Raw genomic sequence first — 20,929 nt, forward strand, 5'->3', positions numbered from 1 at the left:
CCCGGCGGTCGTCGCGCACCAGCACGTGCCCGACGCCGGCGGCCGCCAGCACAGCGGCCAGCGCAGCGCCCAGGCGTCCGACGCCGTCGACGAGCACGTGCCGCGCGCGGCGGCGGGACAGCAGCATCAGCCCGTCGTCGCGCGGACCGGGCAGCACGAGCGACCACCCCTCGGCGTCGCCCGCGAGCCGCTCGCGGTCGCCCGGGTGCAGCCGGCTCAGGTGTGCGCGGTCGGCCGCCCGCGAACCGTCGGCGAGCAGCGCGCCCGCCCGGGCCAGCGCGGTGACGAGTTCGCCGACCCGGCGCACCGGCAGGCCGCGACCGCGTGCCACCTCGGCCAGGGCGTCCAGGTCGTGGGTGCCGTCGAGCGCCTCGACCAGCACGTCGTCGCCCGCGCGCAGCCCGGCCAGCACGACGCCTCGACCCGGCGCGGTGCCGAGCTGCAGGGTGGTCGCGTCGCGCCACGCGGGGCGCAGGCCGGGGTGGAGGCGGGGTCGTCGTCGCACCGCACCAGCCTGGCAGCGCCGGCCCGCCGACGTCCGCGCTCGTCCACAGGCCCGCAAACGCCGGACGGGCGGTCCGCACCGAGGTGCGGACCGCCCGTCAGCGGCTGAGTCGTGGTGCTCAGGCCTTGCCGAGGATGCGGTTGAGGTTCGTGCCGCAGACCGGGCACACGCCCTTGGCCATGCGACGGCCGTTCGTCTCGACGACCTTGCCCTCGGCCTCGCGCTTCTCCTTGCACTTCACGCAGTAGAACTCGCCGCTCCAGGTCTCGTCCGCCATGGGTGTCTCCTCGTCGTCTCGGGTGGGTTCCTCGGTGGCGGGGCGGTTGCCCTCGTGCTCACCGAGCGGCCCTCACCATAGACCAGACCGTGCTCGGCGTGCGGGAGGCACCCCCGGCGCGCCCGTGCTCAGGCCGTGCTCAGCCCGTGCTCAGGGCCGTGCTCAGACGCGAGACCCCCCGGGGCGCTCGCGGGCCGCCCGCGCCCTTCCCCAGGCGCGGGAGACCCGGGTTATCCCGAGGGGTCTCGTGGGTGGCCACGCTAGGGCGACGGCGCGGCGGGGGTCAACGCGGGCGGCGTGCTCCCTGTGGACGGCCCTGTGGGCATCCTGGGGAGGGGTCGCCCCTGGCCTGTGGGAGGGCGGGGGACGACCTGTGGACGACGGCGCGTGGGCTGTCGCTACGGGCCGGTGACCTGCGAGGACGTCGTCCCCACCCTGTGGACGAAAACTCGTGTCGTGCTGGTGGACCCTGTGTGTCCACGGGGTGGACGTCGGTGCCGGCGGGTACCGTCCGGGTATGGCTGCTGAGGTCGAGGTCCGCCGCAGCCGTCGCCGCCGGCGCACCGTGAGCGCCTACCGCGACGGCGGGCGCACCATCGTGCTCATCCCCGCGCGCTTCACCCGCGCCGAGGAGGCCGAGTGGGTCGCGGCCATGGTGCAGCGGCTGGAGGCGCAGGACCGGCGCCGCCGTCCGAGCGACGCGGCCCTGGCCCGGCGCGCCGGCGAGCTGTCGACGCGCTACCTCGGCGGCCAGGCGCGGCCGGCGTCCGTCGCGTGGGTGACCAACCAGAACTCCCGCTGGGGCTCGTGCACCCCGGCCGACGGCACGATCCGGATCAGCTCGCGGGTGCAGGGCATGCCCGCCTGGGTGCTCGACTACGTGCTGCTGCACGAGCTGGCGCACCTGATCGAGCCGCGGCACGGCGCGGCGTTCTGGGCGCTGCTGGCGTCCTACCCGCGCACCGAACGGGCGCGGGGCTACCTTGAGGGCGTGTCGGCGACGGCCGGGCTGGACGTCAGCGACACCGGCGACGAGCCGCTGGCCGAGGCCGAGGCGCCGGACGTCGTGGGCGCCGAGACCGAGGGCGAGCCGGCCTGAGCGAGCCGCAGCCACCGGGGGTCGACGCGGTGCTGCGCGCGGCGCGGGACGGCGTCCGACGCCTCGACCCGCACGAGGCGCTCGCGGCGCAGAGCCGGGGCGCGCTGCTGGTCGACACCCGCACCGAGACCCAGCGGGCCGAGACCGGCGAGCTGCCTGGGGCGCTCGTGATCGACCGCACCGTGCTCGAGTGGCGGCTCGACCCGGCCAGCGGCTCGCGCATCCCCGAGGCCACCGGCTACGACGTCGAGGTGGTCGTGGTGTGCCGCCAGGGCTACAGCTCGAGCCTGGCCGCCGAGAGCCTGCGCCGGGTCGGCCTGCACCGCGCCACCGACCTCGCCGGCGGCGTCGAGGCCTGGGTCGCGGCCGGCCTGCCGCTCACCGACGGCCCCGCCGACGTCCGCCGCTGATCGCTTCGCGGCCGCCGCAGTTGATCACGTCATGAAGGCCGCGCACGCCTTGCCGACTGGCAGCTGTCCAAGGGTTAGCGGTGCTTGTCACGGGCTACAACCCTTGGACAGCACGCCTAGCCATGCACAACGTGATCAACTGCGAGCGCGCACGAGGGCGGCGGCGCGGGCCAGCCGCGGCGGCAGGTCGGGGACGACGTCCGGGGGCAGGGCGTCGACCGGCCACCACGCCACGTCGTCGCTCTCGTCGCTGACCACCGGCAGCGCATCAACAGCAGCCACCGCCGCGTAGGCGACGTCGAGGTGCTCGGCGCAGCGCCCGAACCGCGACGACAGCGCGTGCCGGTCGAGGTCGACCGGCTCGGCGGTCATCGCCAGGTCGTGCACGCCGGACTCCTCGCGCGCCTCGCGCAGCGCCGCCCCGGCCAGCGAGGCATCCCCCGGCTCCAGGTGCCCGCCGAACTGCACCCAGAAGCCCCCGCGCCGGTGCAGGGTGAGCAACGTCCGCTCACCCGAAGGATCGAGCACGAAGCACGACGCCGTCAGGTGGGCGGGCGGTCCGTCGCGCCAGATGCCGTCGGGGTGGGCGCGCAGGTGCTCCAGGTACCCGTCGCGCAACGCTCCCTGCTCGGACGACGGCGCCGCCCACCGCGTCAGCACCGAGACCGCGTCGGAGAAGAGGTCGCTCACTCCTCGCCCTGCAGCAGGCGCTCGATCGCGGCGTCGACGTCCGCCGACCCGGCATCGGCCTCGGCCCGGCGCTCGGCGTAGCCCATCGGGTCGTCGAGGTCGTCGGCCGTCGGCATCAGGTCGGGGTGCGACCACACGGCGTCGCGCCCCTCGACGCCCAGCGAGCGCCCGATGACCTGCCACAACGCGGCGGCGTCGCGCAGCCGGCGCGGCCGCAGCTCGAGCCCGACCAGCGCCGAGAACGTCTGCTCGGCCGGTCCGCCGATCGCGCGCCGACGCCGCACCGTCTCGCGCAGGGCGCCGGCGTGGGGGAGCGCGGCCGCCGCGTCGTCGGTGACGACCTCGACCCAGCCCTCGAGCAGCGCGAGCATCGTCTCGAGCCGGTCGAGCGCGGCCTGCTGCACCGGCGTGCGCTCGGGCTCGAACAGCCCGCTCGACAGCGCCTGCTGCATCGCGGCCGCGTCGCTCGGGTCGGCCTCGCGCAGCGCGGACTCGATCCGGTCGGTGTCGATGGTGATGCCACGCGCGTAGTCCTCGACCGCACCCAGCAGGGACGACGAGAGCCACGGCACGTGCGCGAACAGCCGCGAGCGCGCCGCCTCGCGCAGGGCGAGGTACAGCCGTACCTCGTCCAGCGGGACGTCGAGCCCCTCGCCGAACGCGCGCACCCCCGCCGGCAGCAGCACGACCGCGCCGTCCTCGACCAGCGGCAGCCCGATCTCGGTGCCGCTCACGATCTCGGTGGCGAGCGTGCCGACGGCCTGGCCGACCTGCATGCCGAAGACCGACCCGCCGATCTGCCGCATCATCGCGCCGGCCTGCCCGCTGAAGGCCGCACCCAGCGGCCCCGCCAGCTCGGCCGGCGCCTGCTTGCCGAGCGCGTCCGCCATCGCGGTGCCCACGCTCTCGGCCACGGGCTCGACCAGCCGGCGCCACACCGGCCGGGTGCCCTCGACCCACTCGGCCCGGCTCCAGGCGTGCGTGCGGGTGCCGGCCGAGGGCAGCGTCGTGTGCTCGGCCAGCCAGGTGTCGGCCAGCCGCAGCGCGTCGTCGACCTCGCGCCGCTCGACCGCGCCGACGCTCGCGTCGCCGTGCTCGCTGACGACCTGCCGGGCGATGTCGCCGGCCAGCTGCCAGTTCACCGGCCCGCCGTCGCCGGGCGTCGCCATCATGCGCTGCACCTGGGCCATCATCTGGCGCACCTGGTCGGCGTCGACGTCACCGGCGCCCGCGGCCTGCAGCATCTGGGCCAGCTGCTCGGGGTCGCCGCCGCCGAGGAACGCGGCGAACGGGTCGGCGGGCGAGCCGCCAGCACCCTCGTCGCGACCGTCCGAACCGCGGTCGGGCTCGTCGTCCGGGTCGGACGGGCCGAAGCCCATCGGTCGGTCGCTCATCGCACTCTCCTCCACGCCTGCGAAGATGTCGCGGGTCCACGACGATAACCAGGGAGGCCGCCGGTGAGTTCCCCGTCGGACGCTCCCTCCCCGGGATCTTCACCGAGGGCTGAACGCGCCAGCACGCGACGCCGCACCCGGCGGCCCGCCCGCCCCGGCCGTGCCAAGGCGCCGACCGTCGCGGTCGTGGGCGCTGCCGACGTCCTCGGCACCGCCGTCACCGAGCGCCTCCTCGCGGCTGCTGCCGACGGCACCGTCGGCAAGGTGCTCGCGCTCGACGAGTCCCGCGGCCCGGCCGACGCGACCTGGCGGGTCGGACCGCTCGACACCCCGGACGTCGCGAGCCGCCTGCGCGGGGTCGACGTCGTCGTCCTGCTCGCCGCCCCCACCGACCTCGCCGCGGCGCTCGACCAGGCCGCCGCCGCCCGGCGCGAGCACGCCGTGCGCCGCGCCCAGGCCGTCACCACCGCCACGGCAGCCGTCGGGGCGCAGCGGCTGGTCGCCGTCACGAGCGCGATGGTGCTCGGCGCCACCGCGGACAACCCGGTGCCGCTGGACGACGACGCGCCCGTCGCGGCCGTGCCCGACGCCGGCACGGTGGGCGACCTGCTCGAGGTCGAGCAGGTGCTGTCGCGGGTGCACCGCACGCACCCGGGCGTCGCGGTCACGGTGCTGCGCCCCGCCGCGCTCGTCGGCCCCGGCGTCGACACCGTCGTCACCCGCCACTTCGAGGCGCCCCGGCTGCTGGCGGTTCGCGAGGCCGACACCCGCTGGCAGTTCTGCCACGTCGACGACCTGGCGCGCGCGGTCGAGACCGCCGTCGTCGCCGGGCTCGAGGGGCCGCTCACGGTCGGCAGCGAGGGGTCGATGCCGCAGCGGGACGTCGAGCGGCTGAGCGGGATGCGCCGCGTCGAGCTCCCCGCAGCCCTGGCCTTCGGCACCGCCGAGCGCCTGCACCGCGTGGGCGTGCTGCCGGCGCCGGCCACCGACCTGGCGTTCGTGGTGCACCCGTGGGTGGTGTCGTCGTCCGGGCTGCGCGCCGCGGGGTGGACGCCGACCTACGACAACGAGACGTGCCTCGGCGAGCTGCTCGAGCAGGTGCGCGGCCACCACGCGGTCGCCTCGCGGCGGCTCGACCGCAAGGACGCCGCCCTGGGCGCGGCCGGTGCGGCCGTCGCGCTCGTGGGCACCGCCGCGATCGTGCGCCGCCGCCGGCGGAGGGAGAGCTGATGACCGGCCCCGAGGCGGTGCGGTTGTGCGCCGTCCGCGACACCGCGCTGTCGGTCGACGAGGTTCTGGCGGCCGTCGCGGACGGGTCGGCCGGCGGCACCGCGGTGTTCGTGGGGTCCGTGCGGGACGTCGACCACGAGCGCGCGGTCACCGCGCTGTCGTACTCCGCGCACCCGACCGCGACCGACCAGCTGCGGCAGGTGTGCGGCGAGGTCGCCGGGCGGCACGACGTCGTGGCGCTCGCGGCGGTGCACCGGGTCGGCGACCTCGCGATCGGCGACCTCGCGGTGGTGGTGGCGGTCAGCGCGCGCCACCGCGGCCAGGCGTTCGACGCGGCGCGCGACCTGATCGACACGCTGAAGTCCACCGTGCCGATCTGGAAGCACCAGACGTTCGGCGACGGCGAGCAGGAGTGGGTCGGGCTGCCCTGACCGCGCCAGGCGCGCGGCTGGCTCACAGGTCGCGCCGTTACGATTCGGTGGTGTCGAGCGCTCCGTTCTGGGTCTGGTGGCTCGTCCCCGTGGTGGCGACGCTCGTCGTCGTCGGGGTCGTGCTGCTCGCCCGTCGTGAGCGTCGTCCGCGCGACGGCTACGACACGGTCGAGGACTACACGCGGTTCCGCGAGGCCATGGCGCACGTCCGCAGCGCCGACCGGGACCCCAGCCGCCCCCAGGGTCAGGAGCGACGATGAGCCAGCTGCAGACGCCCCCGCTGCTCAGCGGGCCGCCGCCGCGCTCGTCGTCCGGGCTGACGCCGCGCACGCTGACCGTGGTGCTGACGGGTCTGCTCGCGATCGGGCTCGCGGCCGTGGTCGCGCTGGTGCCCGCGCCGTACGCGATCTACGCGCCCGGCCCGGCCACCAACGTGCTCGGCCAGGTGGGCGGCACCGACCTGATCCGCGTCGACGGCACCGAGTCGTACCGCCCCACCGGCAAGGGCACGCTCGACATGACGACGGTCGCCGTCTTCGGCGGTCCGGGTCACAAGGTGACGCTGCTCGACGTCTTCCGCAGCTGGGTCTCGCCGACGCAGGCGGTCATCCCCGAGGAGCAGGTGTTCCCGCCGGGGCAGACGCAGGGCCAGGCCGAGGCCGAGACCGCCGCCGAGATGTCGGACTCGCAGCAGAGCGCCACCGCGGCGGGCCTGCGCGAGCTCGGCCGCACCGTGCCCGAGACCATCACGATCGCGGACGTCGGCGCCGACCTGCCCGCCGCGAAGGTGCTCAAGGCCGGTGACGTGATCACGGGCTTCCAGGGCTCGCCGGTGTCGGACAGCGCTGCGCTGCGCAAGCAGATCCAGTCGCTGAAGTCCGGCGCCACCGTGAAGGTGCAGGTGCGCCGCGACGGCTCGACCCGCGAGGTCACCACCCAGCTGGCCAGCTCGGAGGGCCGCACGGTGCTCGGCGTCGGTCTCTCGCCGACGTACGACTTCCCGGTCGACGTGAAGTTCGCGACGAAGGACGTCGGCGGGCCGAGCGCCGGCATGATGTTCGCCCTCGGGATCTACGACCTGCTGACGCCGGGCGACCTCACCGGCGGTGCGAAGATCGCGGGCACCGGCACCATCGACGGGGCGGGCAACGTCGGCCCGATCGGCGGTATCGCGCAGAAGCTCGTGGGCGCCAAGAACGCTGGGGCGCAATGGTTCCTGGCGCCGTCGTCGAACTGCGACGAGGTCGTCGGCAACGTGCCGTCGGGGCTGCGCGTGGTGAAGACGTCGACGCTGCACGAGTCGCGCACCGACGTCGAGAAGATCGCGGCCGGGCAGGGCGGCTCGCTGCCGACCTGCACCAAGACGAGCTAGCGGCTCAGTCGTTCTCGAGGGTCGCGGCGAGGGCCGCGACCAGGCCGGGCACGAGGTCGGGACCGACGGCGACCGAGCCGGCCTCGTCGTGCTGGCGCTGCCGCACGCCGCACTGGTGCTCGCCGCCGCGCAGCACGGCGACCGCCAGGCGCACGTCCTGCCGCGACGGGTGCGCCGCGAGGTAGTCGACGGCGGCCTGGTCGTCGGCCGGCAGGTCGCGCTCGGCCTCGGGCGGGACGACGACCCGCTCGACCGTGATCGCGACGCCGTCGACGTCCGGTCCCCATGTCATCTGTCCCAGGATCGACTCGAGGTGCGAGGTGGCGGGCAGGTTCTCCTGCTCGACCGCGATGAGGTGGCCGTCGTCGGCGGCCGCGGCCTCGACCGTGCCGGGGTCGAGCTGGGTGCGCAGGCCCGGCTCGCGCTCGAGCAGCGCGGCAGTGCGCACCAGGGCGAACAGGCGCGGCGGCTGGTCCCACCCGGCGCTCGCGACGTGCGCCTCGGTCTCGAGCAGGGCGCGGGTGAGGGAGCTGGTCACGCGGGCCATCCTGCCAACCGCTCGGGGCGAGCGGGAACCCTGGGGCCCGCGGGTAAGTTGAGGCCTTGAGGGTGCCCGGTCGGGCAGCCGCCGCCGTCCTGCCGTCAGCGAGGGGAACACCGTGAGCTTCAACCCGCCCTGGGGTGGACCGCCGCGTCGCGAGGGCGACCGGCCGGTGGTGGCGCCGAGGCGGCGCGGGCCGCTGGTGCCGGCGATCGCGGTGGTCGTCGCGGTGATCGTGCTGGCGGTGTTCTCCTCGCGCGTGTGGGTCGACGTGCTGTGGTTCCAGTCGATCGGCTACACCAAGGTCTTCACGACGACGCTCTTCGCGCGGGTGCTGCTGTTCGTGATCGCCGCGGTGGTGGTGGGCGCCGCGGTGGCGGTGTCGCTGTCGCTGGCCTACCGCACGCGGCCGGTGTACGCGCCGGTGTCGCCCGAGCAGGCCTCGCTCGACCACTACCGCGAGCAGATCGAGCCGCTGCGCCGTGTCGCGACGGTGGTGCTGCCGCTGGCGATCGCGCTGATCGCGGGCGCGGCGGCGTCCGGGCGCTGGCAGGTGTACCTGATGTGGCGCAACCGCACGCCGTTCGGCGTGAAGGACCCGCAGTTCCACATGGACCTCGGCTTCTTCGTCTTCACCATGCCGTTCCTGCGCCTGGTGCTGTCGGTGCTGACGGCGGCGGTGATCCTGTCCGCGATCGCGGCGTTCGTCGTCCACTACCTGTACGGCGGGCTGCGGCTGCAGGGCGGCGAGCAGCAGCGGACGACGACCGCGGCCCGGGTGCACCTGTCGGTGCTGCTGGGGCTGTTCCTGCTGCTGCGCGGCATCGGCTACTGGCTCGACCGGTACGACCTGACGACGGCGAGCCACTCGCTGGCGCGCGACTTCACGGGCATGACGTACACCGACGTCAACGCGGTGCTGCCGGCCAAGATGTTCCTGGCCATCGCGTCGGTGGTCGTGGGCCTCGTGGTGATCGGCGCGATCTGGCTGCGCTCGTGGCGCCTGCCCGGGCTCGGTGCCGCGCTGCTGGTGATCTGCGCGATCGTCGTCGGGGGCATCTACCCCGCTGCGGTGCAACGGTTCCAGGTCAAGCCGAGCGAGTCCTCGCGCGAGCGGCCGTACATCGAGCGCAACATCGCGGCGACTCGGGCGGCGTACGGGCTGGACGACGTGCAGATCCAGGAGTACGACGCGAAGACGACGGCGACGTCCGGGCAGCTGCGCAACGACGCCGAGACGGTGCCGGGCATCCGGCTGCTCGACCCGGCGCTGGTGTCGGACGCGTTCCGCCAGCTCGAGCAGGTCAAGCAGTACTACGCATTCCCCGACAGCCTGGACGTCGACCGGTACACGATCGACGGCAAGTCGCGCGACACCGTGATCGCGGTGCGCGAGCTCGAGCTCGACGGACTCGCTGACGCGCAGCGGAACTGGGTCAACGACCACACGACGTACACGCACGGCTTCGGCGTCGTCTCGGCCTACGGCAACCAGCGCGAGAGCGACGGCAAGCCGGTGTTCTACGAGGGCGACATCCCGCCCACCGGGTCGCTGGGGCAGTACGAGCCGCGGATCTACTTCGGCGAGAAGTCGCCGAGCTACTCGATCGTGGGGGCGCCGAAGGGCAGCGCGCCGGTCGAGCTGGACTACCCCGACACCAGCCAGAGCGGGCAGAAGAACAACACGTACACCGGCAAGGGCGGTGTGGCGATCGGGTCGTTCGCGAAGCGGGCGGCGTTCGCGATCGCCATGCAGGAGTACAACATCCTGCTGTCCGACCGGGTGAACGCCGACTCGCGGATCCTGTTCGACCGCAACCCGCGCGAGCGGGTGCAGAAGGTCGCGCCGTGGCTGACGGTCGACGGCGACCCGTACCCCGCGGTGGTCGACGGCAAGATCCAGTGGATCATCGACGGCTACACCACGACCGACCGCTACCCCAACGCGCAGAAGGCGCAGCTGGGTGACGTGACGGCCGACTCGCTGACCGCGGCGACGAGCTCGGTGCAGGCGCTGGCCGACAACCAGGTCAACTACATCCGCAACTCGGTGAAGGCCACGGTCGACGCGTACGACGGCACGGTGAAGCTGTACGCGTGGGACGACAAGGACCCGATGCTCAAGACCTGGATGAAGGTGTTCCCGGGCACGGTGCGGCCGCTGTCGGAGGTGTCGGCCGACCTGATGTCGCACCTGCGCTACCCCGAGGACCTGTTCAAGGTGCAGCGCTCGTTGCTGGCGCGGTACCACGTGACCGACCCGAGCGCGTTCTACGGCGGTTCGGACTTCTGGGTGGTGCCGGACGACCCGACCAAGGGGACGACGGCGATCGACCAGCCGCCGTACTACCTGACCCTGCAGATGCCGGGGCAGGAGGGGGCGACGTTCTCGCTGACGTCGACCTTCATCCCGTCCGGTGGTGGCACGCGCAACGTGCTGACGGCCTTCGCGGCGGTGGATGCGAATGCCGGCGACGAAGCCGGCAAGAAGCGTGACGGGTACGGCACGATCCGGGTGCTGCAGCTGCCGAAGGACACGGTGGTCTCCGGCCCGGGCCAGGTGCAGAACAACTTCAACTCCAACACCACGGTGTCGAACACGCTGAACCTGCTGCGGCAGGGCGGCTCGACGCGGGTCGAGAACGGCAACCTGCTGACGCTGCCGGTCGGTGGCGGTCTGCTGTACGTGCAGCCGGTGTACGTGCGCGGCACCGGGACGACGTCCTACCCGCTGCTGCAGAAGGTGCTGGTCAGCTTCGGCGACAAGATCGGCTTCGCCGACACTCTCGACGAGGCGCTGGACCAGGTGTTCGGCGGCAACTCGGGCGCTTCAGCCGGGGACGCCGGGACCGGTGGCGGTGGCGGTACTGGCACGGGCGGCGGCTCGGGCGGCGGTGGGACGACGACGCCGTCCGACGAGCTGAAGACCGCGCTGGCCGACGCGCAGAAGGCGATCCAGGACGGCCAGGTGGCGCTGGGCAAGGGCGACTTCGCGGCGTACGGCGAGGCGCAGAAGCGGCTGCAGGACGCGCTGCAGCGGGCGGTCGAGGCGGAGGCCCAAGCGGCGCCCTCCGGTGGCGCGACGGCCACGCCGTCCGCCAGCCCGAGCGCGTCGCCGTCCGCGACGCCCTCGTCGACGCCGTGAGACGTGCTCCGGCCGGGGCCGATTTGCCCCGGCCGGACCGCCTGACGTAGCCTTGCTATCAGTTCGGCCGCGAGGCCGACCGACGCGGGGTGGAGCAGCTCGGTAGCTCGCTGGGCTCATAACCCAGAGGTCGCAGGTTCAAATCCTGCCCCCGCTACCACTCGAAGGCCCGGTCCGTCAGGACCGGGCCTTCGTCGTTCCCTCCGCTGCCTGCCGATGCCAGACTGCGGCATGGCGATCACGGACTTCGAGCGGTACCCGCTGACCTTCGGACCCAGCCCGGTGCACCGGCTCGACCGGCTCACGCAGCACCTCGGAGGCGCGCAGGTCTGGGCCAAGCGCGAGGACGTCAGCTCAGGGCTCGCGTTCGGCGGCAACAAGACCCGCAAGCTCGAGTACATCGTCCCCGACGTCCTGGCGTCCGGCGCCGACACGCTCGTGTCGATCGGCGGCTACCAGTCGAACCACACCCGACAGGTCGCGGCTGTCGGCGCCAAGCTCGGGCTCAAGGTCCGCCTGGTGCAGGAGAAGTGGGTCGACTGGGACGACCCGGTCAACGACAGGGTCGGCAACATCCTGCTGTCGCGCATCATGGGCGCCGACGCGCGGCCCGACCCGGCCGGCTTCGACATCGGCATCCGGAAGTCTTGGCAGGAGGCGCTCGACGAGGTAGAAGCGAGCGGCGGCAAGCCGTACCCCATCCCGGCCGGGGCGTCCGAGCACCGGCTGGGTGGGCTCGGATTCGCCAACTGGGCGTACGAGGTGGCCGAGCAGGAGCGCGAGCTCGGCGTCTTCTTCGACACGGTCGTGGTCTGCACCGTCACCGGCTCGACGCACGCCGGCATGATCGCCGGCTTCGCCGCGCTCGAGGACGCCGGTGGCCGCCCGCGTCGCGTTCTCGGCATCGACGCCTCGGCCACCCTCGACAAGACCCGCGACCAGGTCGCCCGCATCGCCCGCGGCACTGCCGAGCTGATCGGCCTCGGCCGCGATCTGCGGGACGACGAGATCACGGTGCTCGAGGGCTGGGCCGGCGACCTCTACGGCATCCCGGTCGAGTCGACGATCGAGGCGATCCTGCTCAGCGGACGGCTCGAGGCGATGATCATCGACCCGGTCTACGAGGGGAAGTCCATGGCTGGGCTGGTCGACCTCGTCAGCGGCGGCGAGATCGCCAAGGACTCGACCGTCCTCTACGCCCACCTCGGCGGCCAGCCCGCCCTCAACGCCTACAGCGGGATCTTCAGCTGGTGATTCGCCCGAACGGGTGACGGGCGAGGTCGCGCAGGTCCACCATGAGCACGACGCCCGGACGACGGCGTCGCGGCTCGCAGGGAGGCCGTCATGGGCGAGACCACCACGTCCCCGGCGCTGGACGCCGATTTCTCCGCCGCGCTGGACCGCTTCGCCGCGACCCCGTTGGCCCAGCTGTGGATGGCTGTCCGGCAGGACGTCGTCCCGCTGCAGCAAGCGGTCGCCCAGGCGCCACGGCACGCCGACACGCTCGACGAGGAAGGGGTCGACGTCGCGTGCGCGCTCGCCGACCAGAGCGGCGACGCCGACGCCGTGGCGCTGCTCTCGATCGTCCGCGCCGCGGCGGCTGACGCCGACGGCACCACTGATCACTTCGGCCGGCAGAGCATCGTCCTGGACGGGATGTACGCGACGGCCGCCGGGCGGCTGCTCGTCCGCGAGTCCGACGGCCGTCTCGCCCGGGCCGCGCAACGAGTTGCCGAGCACCAGGTGGCACGAGCGCGGGAAGCGGGCGACAAGGACCACCTCTTCAGCGCGCTCATCACGCTCGGCGCCCTGTGCAGCAACCCGATCGTGACGGCACCGAGCCGGGCCACCCTCAAGACAACGCTCTACATCAAGCAGCGGCAGTTCTTCGAGCGCCATCAGCGCGAGCTGGTAGGGGTGCCCGAGGAGGAGTGGGTCATGCCGCCGCCCGTGGACCTGCTCACGACGGCCGAGGCGGCCTACGCCGAGGCGGCCGCGCTCGGCGACGGACCGACCAGAGGCCGTTGCCGCAAGGCGCAGGCCAGCAGCCTGATCTACCTCGAGGAGTTCGGCGAGCCCGTCGACCGCGCGCACGTCGCCGACCTCGCGCGCGAGGCCGCCGCGCTCATCGACCGCGACGAGGCGATGGCCGACGTCGTCGCGGTGTACGGGCTGCTCGCCGAGCTCGACGAGGCGCCGGCACCCGCCGATCTGGAGTGGTTGGTGCGTGACAGCGGTGACGCGCTCGTCGATCGCTACGGCCAGGACCGCGCCGTCGAGATCGCGATCAACTCGATGGCCCTGCTGCGCCAGTCCGCGCCGCTTCTCGGCGCGGCCGCCGTCGAGCGAGCCGGCCCCCTGATCACCAGCGTGGCCCCCGAGCACCAGCTGCCCACGCTGTGGGAGTTCCAGCTCAGCCGCGACCTGGTCGCCCGCGTCGACGGCGGCCGGGAGCGGCTGCTCGCGGCCGACGTCGCCGACACCCCCGACCTGGTGCGCACCATGGCGCGCGACGAGCGGTGGGACCCGGCCGCCTACGCGTCGGGCCTGGCCTGGGTCGCCCGCCAGATCAGCGAGATCGACGGCGAGGAGCAGTCGCTGCAGCTGCTGGCGGAGGCCGAGCAGGTCGCGCCGGTCTGGGCCGAGGAGATGGCCCGGCCGTTGCAGGGCCTGCGGATGGAGCTCTCCCTCGGTCTGGCCGTCAACGCCGTGAACGCCGGTGACCTGACCGCAGCGATCCAGCTGTACGGCCAGGCGATGCGACAGGCTGTGGACCTCGGCCTCACCGACCGGCCCCTCGACATGCTCACCCGGATCAGCACCCTCATCGACAACGGGGCGCAGGAGGGAGCCATCGCCGCCATCGTCGCGGTCGGCCCGAACGCCCTGGCCCTGGAGAACCAGGCCGGGGACGCCGCCACCGAGCTCGTGCAGAACGTCTGCCGGCACGCCCTCGCCCGGCTCGGGAGGGTCGAGGGCGACCGCGTCGCCTACAACCCGGAGGCCGTGCTCATCGCGTTCCAGGTCGCCAAGGGCATGCGCTTCGCCGCGCTGCTGGTGAGCGCTCAACGCTTCGCGTTCGACCGGGACACCGCCGCCACCAGCCTGCTGCAGCAGATCGCCACGATCCAGGCGCAGATCGGCACCGAGCCGGACGACCCCGACCGCGCGCTCGACGACAACCTGCTGCTCGCGGCGTCCCGGATCGATTCGGTGCAGGGCGTCGAGGGCGATCCGTACGGCCAGGTCCGGGCGCTCAAGCAGGCGTTCGACCGCCGGCTGCACCGCGAGATGCTCGGGGGCGCGCAGACCGTCACCTTGCTCGGGCAGCACCAGATCGAGGCGTCGCTCGACGACCGGACGGCGCTGGTCGAGCTCTACCTCGGCCGCACGCCTGACGGCAACGCCGGGCTCTACGCGGTCGGCATGACCCGCGACGGCATGAACGCCTTCATGATCGACCTCGGCTCCCCGGACGCCCAGGTCGAGATGTCGCACGGCGGACGACGGCTGTGGGGCTCGCTGCTCACCGCGTGGGTGGCCGACCTGCGCCGCTCGCTGCTCGAGCCCAGCGAGCCCGACCTCCTCTCACCCGAAGCGGCACAAGGGTTGCAGAGCCTCGCGAGCCTGCTGCCCGCGCTCACGCCCTGGCTCGACGCCTGGTCGGCCCAGGGTGTCGACCACGTGTGCTTCGTGCCGCACGGCGCGCTGCACTACGTGCCGTTCCACCTGGTGCCGCACCACGACCAGCCGCTCGCCGAGACCTGGCGTGTCTCGACCCTGCCCAACCGCGCCCTCCTGCTCGACTCACGCGGCGAGCCCACCACCGGCACCCACCGCCGGCGCAAGATCGCGTCGTTCGGGCTCACCTACGCCGACGGCCTGCACGGCCTGAACCCCTTGCGCCACGCGGGAACCGAGGCCCAGGCCGTCGCCGCGGTCTACGGCGAGCAGGCGCTCGTCGACGCCCACGCCACGGAGTCCGCCGTCCGGGAGGCCTTGCGCACCGCGCGCTTCGTGCACATCGCCGCTCACGGGCGCCACGACTACGACGCCCCGTCCTTCCAGTGCGTGTTCCTCGCGCCGGACGACGAGAGCGACGGCGTGCTGCGCGCCCACGAGCTGCTCACCGACGACCTGCGCGGCACCGAGGTCGTCACGCTCAGCGCGTGCGAGACGGCGCTCGGCCAGTTCGACCAGGCCGACAACCCCCGAGGCCTGCCGGCGGCGCTGCTCCTCGCCGGCGTCCGCTGCGTCATCGGCACGATGTGGGACGTGCGGTCCGACACCGCCGAGCTGTTCTTCACCACCCTGCACACCGACCTGGCCGCCGGCGTCAACGCTCTCGACGCCTTCGCCCGCGCGCAGCGCACCACCCGCGCCGCCTACCCCGTCTACCGGGACTGGGGCGCGTTCACGCTGAGCGGGAGAGGAACCCCGACATGACCACGACCGATCCTGCCTTCGCCGTCGACGTCCCGGCGCTCGACCTCCAGCCGATCGCGCTCGAGCCCCGGGAGACCCGCAGCGACGACAGGCCCGACGACGTCCCGGGCTCGGTGCTGCTCGGCGGACCGTTCTGGACCGAGCTGCCCGCCGACTACGCCAAGGACGACGCCGACACCGAGGCGTTCCGCGAGGACGGCGGATCCCGTTGGTTGCTGGGCGTTCTCGCGCTCTCGCTGCACCTCGACCACGCGTCCGAACGGTTCGAGCGCGCCTGGCTCGACCTCACCATGACGCGCGACGACGGGCTCACCCCGGACGCCGTGGCGTGGTCGATGAAGCCCGACCGGGTGGCCAGCGAGGTCTCGCGGTCGACCAAGGTGTCGCTCGGACCCAAGCTGACCATCGCGGACGTCGGCATCGACGCCTCCGTCGAGCGCGGCACCGAGCGCACGATGCAGGAGGTCAGCGTGGACGCCTTGAACGAGAAGACCTCCAAGCCCCGCTGGGTGCTGAAGCGCACCGGGTCCGCCGACCTGGACGGGTGCACCCGGCTGGCGGTCGTCGTCCGGGCGCCGCTCGACGTCGCGGTCAAGACCACCATCGACGTCGGGTACGTCACCGCGCGCCGCAAGGCGGTGTTCTTCTGGCCGCGCACCGACCACCAGCAGGCGCGGCAGAACGGCTCCCTGCCGCAGTAGGCGACGCCGTGGCACACGAGGTCGACGCCGTCGTCGCGGCGATGCGGGCCAGGGGAGAGGCGCTCCCGCCGGACCAGCAGCATCTGCGCGCCTTCCTCGACACCTACCGGCGGACGACGCTGGCAGTCGGCGCGGCGGTCGACGGTGGCACCTTCGAGGACGCCGGGTGGGTCGAGCGCTGGGACGTCGCCTTCGCCCAGCTGTACCTCGACGCGCTCGACGCCCACCTGGCCGGAGGCCGGGCCTCGCGGCCGTGGCGGCTCGCCTTCGACGCACCCGCCGACCTGCCGTCGCTGCGGCGGGTGCTGCTCGGCATCAACGCGCACGTGAACTACGACCTGCCGCAGGCGCTGCTCGCCGTCATCTCCGACGAGGACTTCGCCGACCCCGTGCTGATGGCGAGCCGCCAGCGCGACCACGAGCGCATCGACGGCGTGCTCGCCGGTCGCGTCGCCGCCGAGGACGCCGCGCTCGACGTGCAGCTGTCATTGACCGACCGCGCGCTGCGCCCGCTCAACCGGGCGGCGTCGAAGCGGTTCCTGCGCGAGTCGCGCGCCAAGGTGTGGCACAACACGCTCGAGCTCCAGCGGGCGCGCCTGGCCGGCCTCGGCGCGTACGCGACCCGCCTCGGCGAGCTCGAGGTGCTCAGCGCGGCCCGCATCGCCGACCTGCTCGCCCCCGGTCAGGTGCTGCTGCGCCTGGCGGTCGCCGGCTTCGGCGTCACGCTGCCGCCACCCGCCTGAGCGGCCGCTCGTACCGCACCCAGAGGCCGCAAGATCCCAGCAGCACCAGCACGATCCCGACCAGCAGCGGCCAGGCCAGGGCCCGCCCGGGCAGCAGCTCGTCGGAGGCCCGCACGGCCGCGACCAGCATCAGGGCGACCATCACCACCTCGACCTCCACCATGCGCCGCAACGCCGTCCACCGCGGGTCGCGCCAGGCGCCGACCCCCGCGCCGCCGAGGCACAGCGTCGCGGCCACCACCCGAGCCGTCAGCGGCGTCAGGGCCCACGGCCACAACGGGACGAAGGCGCTCGGCCGCACGAACATCGCCGCACCCTGCGCCAGCGCCAGCAGCCCGACCCCGCCGACCACCGACCGCGCGACCGGACCGAGCACGACGTCGGACGCCGAGACCGGAGCCGCGTACCGACGGTTGGCCACCCAGGCCCCGAGCACCAGGAACGGCGCCGTGAAGTAGAGCGCCGCCCACAGCCAGAACGTGAGGTGCCCGTGGGAGAACCGGTCCCAGTGCACGACCGTCGCGACCCCCAGCAGCGAGGCGAAGACGGTGACGGCCACGAAGCCCGTGCCGATGCTGTGCCACCGCCGTTCGCGCAGCACCCGCAGGAAGAAGTACGCGCCGCCGAGGTAGGCCGACGCCAGCACCATGGACGACATGCGCGCTGCGATCGGCCACGCCCACAGCTGCGCGGTGCGCCTCGGGAAGACGTACAGGATCACCCACGCCCCCAACAGGAACGGCACGATGAACAGCGACACCCCGCGCGTGTACCGCAGCACGCGGTCGTCCCGCGGCACCTGGCTCGTCACGTCCATCGCGGCCTCGCACCACACCGGCCCGAGCACCCCTGCACCGGCAGTGTGCTCCCGTCGTCCGGGCTCGGGCAACGGCGCAAACCGGGCGGATCAGCTGCGCAAGTAGGCGAGGACGGCGAGCACGCGGCGGTTGTGGTCGACGTCCGGGTGCAGGTCGAGCTTGCTGAAGATGGTGCTGACGACCGGTTCCACCGTCTTGATGCTCAGGTGCAGGCGCTGGCCGATCGCGGCGTTCGACAGCCCACCCGCCACCAGCTCCAGCACCTCCTGCTCGCGCGGCGTGAGCCGGTCGAGCCGCCCGGCCCGCCGCTGCCGCGCGATGGCCGCCGACAGGCTCTGGTGCTCGACGACGAGGGCGGCCTGCGCCGCGAGGTCGTCGAGCAGCCGTTGCTCGGCCATCGACAGCGAACCCCCGTGCGGCAGGCCCTCGACCACGAGCGCCCCCACCGGCGAGCCGCCGCGCACCACCGGTCGCACCGCCCGGTCCGCCGCGCGAGCCCCCAGCGCTCGCGCGGCGTCGTCCGCGCCGATCACCAGCGTCGCCGAGCGCGCACCCAGCGCCTGCGCGACCGCGGCGGTGAACTGCTCCGGCAGGTCGATCGCGTCGGGCGAGCTGCGCGACAGCCAGGTCAGCGCGCGGTAGGCGGCCAGCCGCTGCCCGTGCACGACCGCCCAGCCCGCGGCGAGCGGCAGCACCGTCGCGGTCAGCAACCCCGCCCGGGGCGACCGCCACCCGACCAGCCCGACGACCAGGGCCACCACCGACACCCCGGCGGCCATCAGCACCCAGGCCAGCTGGCTGCGGACGGTGCCGCTCGACGTCCGCCAGCGCTGCACGACCGCGACCACCCACAGCACCTGGAACGCCACGTACGCCGGGTGCGCCAGCGCCGACCACAGGGTCTGGACCCCGTCGGGCGCCACCGCGTGCACCGGGTGCACCGCCGTCACGCCGGCCGACACGTACTCGACCGGCCACAGCGCCGACAGCACCGCGCACACGACCGTGACCACGGCCACCACCGCCACGACCGATCGCCAGCGCGCCGACGGCAGCCGCCCGTCCGGGAACCCGATCACCGACAGCGTCGTCAGCGCCAGCCCGACGACCACCGGCCACACGCCGAGCCACGGCCACCACCGACCGCCGCCGTCGGGGGAGTGCGCCAGCTGCCGCCCGAGGAACAGCACCGCCTCGACCAGCCCAGTCGCCACGAACAGCGCGCCCTCGCGGCTGCCCGGCCGCTGCACCAGCACGTACGTGCCCACGCCCGTGAACGCCAGCGCGAAGAGGCCGTTGTGCAGGTTCGACAGCCACACGCCCTGCGCGAAGCCGACCGTCACCGCCACCACCACGGCGCTGAGCACCACCCAGGGCACGGCGCCCCGCACGGCAGGCGGGCGGTCGTCGGTCACGTCGGCATCGTGGCACGCGCGGCACCCCCTGCGGGGCAGGGTTTTCCCTGCACATGCCGTCTCAGGGTCAACCCCGTGGTGGCGACGGCACCGTCGCCGCGAGCGTGGCCGCATGACCACCTCAGCGCACGCCGCCCCGACCACCACGACCCCGGACGCCGACACCGCCGACGGCACGCCGACGTCCGCCCTGCTGACGGCCTCGCTCGTCGTCGCCCCGCTGCTCTACCTGGCCGCCGACTCGACCTACGCCGCCCGGGGCTGGGACGACGCCACCGCCGGCGTCCTGCACGTCCTGGGCGCCATCGCGTACGGGTTCGTCGTGTTGCGGGTCGCCGAGTGGCTGCCCCGTGCTTCGCGGCTGCGCGCGGCCGTCGTCCTCACCGGGCTGGTCGGGATGGCCGGCAACGTCGCCTACGGCTTCGACACCATCCACCTGTCGCTGGGGGACACCGCCCTCGTCGACCAGCCGGGTGCGGCCAACCTGATCAAGCCGCTCGGCCTGTTCTTCCCGCTCTCGTTCGCACTCGTCGCCTGGGCGCTGGCGCGGCTCGGTCGACGCTGGCAGGCCGCGCTGGTCCTCGTCGCGATCGTCTTCTGGCCGGTCGCGCACATCGGCAACATCGCGGCGGTCGCGGTGCCGGTGAACGTCGTCCTCGTCGTGGCGTTCGGCAGCCTCGCGCGCACCGGTTCGGCTCCCGCACGGTGACGCGCGGCGCGGGCCGCCGCCCGGAGGCGACGGCCCGCGCGGCCCGCGAGGTCAGCGGACGTCGACGAGCTCGTGCGCCGGGGCGTCGACCGGCTCGACGGCGGGCCGGGACCTCCACACCCGGGCCCGGGCCAGCAGCACGACCGCTGCGACCACCACGACGCCGAGCGTCGCGAAGCCGCTCTCGCCGGCGACCGTGTCGAGGCTGCCGGCGGTCGTCGAGGCCACGGCCACCAGGCCGAGGTCGAAGGTCACGTTCGCGACGCCGTGCCCGACGGCGGGCGACCACGCGGTGCCCGAGCGGTCGCGCAGCCAGGCGTAGAAGACACCGGCCGCGGTGACCGTCACGACCACCACCGGGGCGACGACCCAGCGCGAGCCGACCGCGTCGTAGGTGGTCGCGAGCAGGATGAGCGGGAGGTGGAACAGCGCGTGGGCGAAGCCGGTCACGACGGCCGCGCGGCGCCGGCCCGTGAGCTGCTGCACGCGCGGCAGCATGAAGGCCCGGAACCCGATCTCCTCGCTCAGCGCGAACAGCACGGTGATCACCAGGTTGATCGCGGTGTTGACCACGAAGTTGCTCGCCGTGGACCCGGTGATGTGCAAAGGCTTCAGGGTCCCGGCACCGACCAGCAGCGCGGTCCCGAACGCCCCGCCGCACAGTGCGAGCGGGACGGCGAACGCCGCGCCCCACGTCCGCCGACCCGATCGGCGCAGGCCGAACGATCGCCACAGCTCGCGGCGGCCGCCGCGGCGGACCAGGGTGAAGGTCAGCACCGTGACGGCCACGACCGGCACGAGGGAGTTGAAGAGCACGTTGATGTGGGCGTCGGGGAAGGCGAGGGCCACGGCCAGCGCCAAGGCGTAGGTGAGGCCGCTGAAGGCCAGGACGTCGCGCAACGGGGTCCGGCTGGGCCGGGCGATCTCGGTGGTCTGCATGCCTCGAGCCTGGCCGTCAGGCGGGGTCGGCCGCGTCTGGCTGGCGACGCGCACGCGCAGGTCT

Annotated in this window: 19 protein-coding genes, 1 tRNA gene and 1 pseudogene; 13 read left to right on the forward strand and 8 right to left on the reverse strand. The window is 73.8% G+C overall.

Going from position 1 to position 20,929, the window contains the following annotated elements; genetic code table 11:
- Window positions 1-505: pseudogene (locus ACYVJ4_RS04290) on the reverse strand (ThiF family adenylyltransferase); the annotation flags it as partial.
- 118 nt (window positions 506-623) lie between these two features.
- The gene (locus tag ACYVJ4_RS04295) at window positions 624-782 is read right to left on the reverse strand and encodes a DUF5679 domain-containing protein (protein ID WP_426562150.1); all 159 of its coding nucleotides are present in this window, start codon (window positions 780-782) and stop codon (window positions 624-626) included.
- Window positions 783-1,299: 517 nt separating this feature from the next.
- Between ACYVJ4_RS04295 and ACYVJ4_RS04300 the strand changes: the two genes are divergently transcribed.
- Together ACYVJ4_RS04300 and ACYVJ4_RS04305 are read left to right on the forward strand one after the other, a co-directional pair.
- Entirely contained in the window at window positions 1,300-1,881 is a 582-nt protein-coding gene (locus tag ACYVJ4_RS04300; RefSeq protein WP_460458878.1) for a M48 metallopeptidase family protein, read from the forward strand.
- Entirely contained in the window at window positions 1,878-2,291 is a 414-nt protein-coding gene (locus tag ACYVJ4_RS04305) for a rhodanese-like domain-containing protein (RefSeq protein WP_460458902.1), read from the forward strand. The genes ACYVJ4_RS04300 and ACYVJ4_RS04305 overlap by 4 nt, the downstream gene beginning before the upstream one ends.
- 135 nt (window positions 2,292-2,426) lie before the next feature.
- Here ACYVJ4_RS04305 and ACYVJ4_RS04310 read toward each other — a convergent pair whose 3' ends face one another.
- Window positions 2,427-2,981 carry an NUDIX hydrolase gene (locus ACYVJ4_RS04310; RefSeq protein WP_460458879.1) on the reverse strand — a complete coding sequence of 185 codons (555 nt, stop codon included), beginning with the start codon at window positions 2,979-2,981 and terminating at the stop codon, window positions 2,427-2,429.
- Window positions 2,978-4,375, reverse strand: coding sequence for a zinc-dependent metalloprotease (locus tag ACYVJ4_RS04315; RefSeq protein ID WP_460458880.1), 1,398 nt, complete (start codon window positions 4,373-4,375; stop codon window positions 2,978-2,980). The genes ACYVJ4_RS04310 and ACYVJ4_RS04315 overlap by 4 nt, the downstream gene beginning before the upstream one ends.
- Before the next feature lie 186 nt (window positions 4,376-4,561).
- Between ACYVJ4_RS04315 and ACYVJ4_RS04320 the strand changes: the two genes are divergently transcribed.
- The 4 genes from ACYVJ4_RS04320 to ACYVJ4_RS04335 are packed head-to-tail and all read left to right on the forward strand — an operon-like array spanning window position 4,562 to window position 7,408.
- Window positions 4,562-5,605 carry an NAD-dependent epimerase/dehydratase family protein gene (locus tag ACYVJ4_RS04320; protein WP_460458881.1) on the forward strand — a complete coding sequence of 348 codons (1,044 nt, stop codon included), beginning with the start codon at window positions 4,562-4,564 and terminating at the stop codon, window positions 5,603-5,605.
- Entirely contained in the window at window positions 5,605-6,036 is a 432-nt protein-coding gene (locus ACYVJ4_RS04325) for a molybdenum cofactor biosynthesis protein MoaE (RefSeq protein ID WP_460458882.1), read from the forward strand. The genes ACYVJ4_RS04320 and ACYVJ4_RS04325 overlap by 1 nt, the downstream gene beginning before the upstream one ends.
- Window positions 6,037-6,086: 50 nt before the next feature.
- Window positions 6,087-6,296 carry a hypothetical protein gene (locus tag ACYVJ4_RS04330; protein WP_460458883.1) on the forward strand — a complete coding sequence of 70 codons (210 nt, stop codon included), beginning with the start codon at window positions 6,087-6,089 and terminating at the stop codon, window positions 6,294-6,296.
- Window positions 6,293-7,408 (forward strand): YlbL family protein, encoded by a 1,116-nt coding sequence (locus tag ACYVJ4_RS04335; RefSeq protein ID WP_460458884.1) that lies wholly within the window; start codon window positions 6,293-6,295, stop codon window positions 7,406-7,408. The genes ACYVJ4_RS04330 and ACYVJ4_RS04335 overlap by 4 nt, the downstream gene beginning before the upstream one ends.
- A 4-nt stretch (window positions 7,409-7,412) precedes the next feature.
- Here the strand turns inward: ACYVJ4_RS04335 and ACYVJ4_RS04340 are convergent, their stop codons facing one another.
- Entirely contained in the window at window positions 7,413-7,955 is a 543-nt protein-coding gene (locus tag ACYVJ4_RS04340; RefSeq protein ID WP_460458885.1) for a PPA1309 family protein, read from the reverse strand.
- 112 nt (window positions 7,956-8,067) lie between these two features.
- Between ACYVJ4_RS04340 and ACYVJ4_RS04345 the strand changes: the two genes are divergently transcribed.
- The 6 genes from ACYVJ4_RS04345 (at window position 8,068) to ACYVJ4_RS04370 (ending at window position 16,984) form a co-directional block, all read left to right on the forward strand.
- Entirely contained in the window at window positions 8,068-11,094 is a 3,027-nt protein-coding gene (locus ACYVJ4_RS04345; protein WP_460458886.1) for a UPF0182 family membrane protein, read from the forward strand.
- A gap of 83 nt (window positions 11,095-11,177) precedes the next feature.
- Window positions 11,178-11,254: transfer RNA gene (locus ACYVJ4_RS04350), tRNA-Met, on the forward strand.
- A gap of 71 nt (window positions 11,255-11,325) precedes the next feature.
- Window positions 11,326-12,348 carry a 1-aminocyclopropane-1-carboxylate deaminase gene (locus ACYVJ4_RS04355; RefSeq protein WP_460458887.1) on the forward strand — a complete coding sequence of 341 codons (1,023 nt, stop codon included), beginning with the start codon at window positions 11,326-11,328 and terminating at the stop codon, window positions 12,346-12,348.
- Between the two features lie 90 nt (window positions 12,349-12,438).
- On the forward strand, window positions 12,439-15,540 hold the full coding sequence (locus ACYVJ4_RS04360; protein ID WP_460458888.1) for a CHAT domain-containing protein: 3,102 nt from the start codon (window positions 12,439-12,441) through the stop codon (window positions 15,538-15,540).
- Entirely contained in the window at window positions 15,537-16,241 is a 705-nt protein-coding gene (locus ACYVJ4_RS04365; protein ID WP_460458889.1) for a hypothetical protein, read from the forward strand. The genes ACYVJ4_RS04360 and ACYVJ4_RS04365 overlap by 4 nt, the downstream gene beginning before the upstream one ends.
- Before the next feature lie 8 nt (window positions 16,242-16,249).
- Window positions 16,250-16,984, forward strand: a complete 735-nt coding sequence (locus ACYVJ4_RS04370) for a DUF5995 family protein (protein WP_460458890.1) — start codon at window positions 16,250-16,252, stop codon at window positions 16,982-16,984.
- Here ACYVJ4_RS04370 and ACYVJ4_RS04375 read toward each other — a convergent pair.
- Window positions 16,962-17,801, reverse strand: coding sequence for a hypothetical protein (locus tag ACYVJ4_RS04375; protein WP_460458891.1), 840 nt, complete (start codon window positions 17,799-17,801; stop codon window positions 16,962-16,964). The two genes, ACYVJ4_RS04370 and ACYVJ4_RS04375, sit on opposite strands and share 23 nt — an antisense overlap.
- 90 nt (window positions 17,802-17,891) lie before the next feature.
- Window positions 17,892-19,217 carry a helix-turn-helix transcriptional regulator gene (locus ACYVJ4_RS04380; RefSeq protein WP_460458892.1) on the reverse strand — a complete coding sequence of 442 codons (1,326 nt, stop codon included), beginning with the start codon at window positions 19,215-19,217 and terminating at the stop codon, window positions 17,892-17,894.
- A 112-nt stretch (window positions 19,218-19,329) separates the two neighbouring features.
- Here ACYVJ4_RS04380 and ACYVJ4_RS04385 point away from each other — a divergent pair, with 112 nt between their 5' ends.
- A complete protein-coding gene (locus ACYVJ4_RS04385; protein ID WP_460458893.1) occupies window positions 19,330-19,926 on the forward strand; it encodes a hypothetical protein in 597 nt (198 codons plus the stop codon).
- A 51-nt stretch (window positions 19,927-19,977) separates the two neighbouring features.
- Here the strand turns inward: ACYVJ4_RS04385 and ACYVJ4_RS04390 are convergent, their stop codons facing one another.
- Window positions 19,978-20,865: a CPBP family intramembrane glutamic endopeptidase gene (locus tag ACYVJ4_RS04390; RefSeq protein ID WP_460458894.1), complete on the reverse strand. Its 888-nt coding sequence runs from the start codon at window positions 20,863-20,865 to the stop codon at window positions 19,978-19,980.
- Between the last annotated feature and the right edge of the window lie 64 nt (window positions 20,866-20,929).

The sequence above is a fragment of the Angustibacter peucedani genome, from assembly GCF_054779595.1.

Excerpts from the sequence above, each read along its gene's own strand:
- ACYVJ4_RS04325 (WP_460458882.1), top strand. The coding sequence starts at position 5,605 with ATGACCGGCCCCGAGGCGGTGCGGTTGTGCGCCGTCCGCGACACCGCG.
- ACYVJ4_RS04295 (WP_426562150.1), bottom strand. The coding sequence starts at position 782 with ATGGCGGACGAGACCTGGAGCGGCGAGTTCTACTGCGTGAAGTGCAAG.
- ACYVJ4_RS04385 (WP_460458893.1), top strand. The coding sequence starts at position 19,330 with ATGACCACCTCAGCGCACGCCGCCCCGACCACCACGACCCCGGACGCC.
- ACYVJ4_RS04335 (WP_460458884.1), top strand. The coding sequence starts at position 6,293 with ATGAGCCAGCTGCAGACGCCCCCGCTGCTCAGCGGGCCGCCGCCGCGC.
- ACYVJ4_RS04390 (WP_460458894.1), bottom strand. The coding sequence starts at position 20,865 with ATGCAGACCACCGAGATCGCCCGGCCCAGCCGGACCCCGTTGCGCGAC.
- ACYVJ4_RS04365 (WP_460458889.1), top strand. The coding sequence starts at position 15,537 with ATGACCACGACCGATCCTGCCTTCGCCGTCGACGTCCCGGCGCTCGAC.
- ACYVJ4_RS04355 (WP_460458887.1), top strand. The coding sequence starts at position 11,326 with ATGGCGATCACGGACTTCGAGCGGTACCCGCTGACCTTCGGACCCAGC.
- ACYVJ4_RS04300 (WP_460458878.1), top strand. The coding sequence starts at position 1,300 with ATGGCTGCTGAGGTCGAGGTCCGCCGCAGCCGTCGCCGCCGGCGCACC.
- ACYVJ4_RS04360 (WP_460458888.1), top strand. The coding sequence starts at position 12,439 with ATGGGCGAGACCACCACGTCCCCGGCGCTGGACGCCGATTTCTCCGCC.
- ACYVJ4_RS04315 (WP_460458880.1), bottom strand. The coding sequence starts at position 4,375 with ATGAGCGACCGACCGATGGGCTTCGGCCCGTCCGACCCGGACGACGAG.
- ACYVJ4_RS04375 (WP_460458891.1), bottom strand. The coding sequence starts at position 17,801 with ATGGACGTGACGAGCCAGGTGCCGCGGGACGACCGCGTGCTGCGGTAC.
- ACYVJ4_RS04340 (WP_460458885.1), bottom strand. The coding sequence starts at position 7,955 with ATGGCCCGCGTGACCAGCTCCCTCACCCGCGCCCTGCTCGAGACCGAG.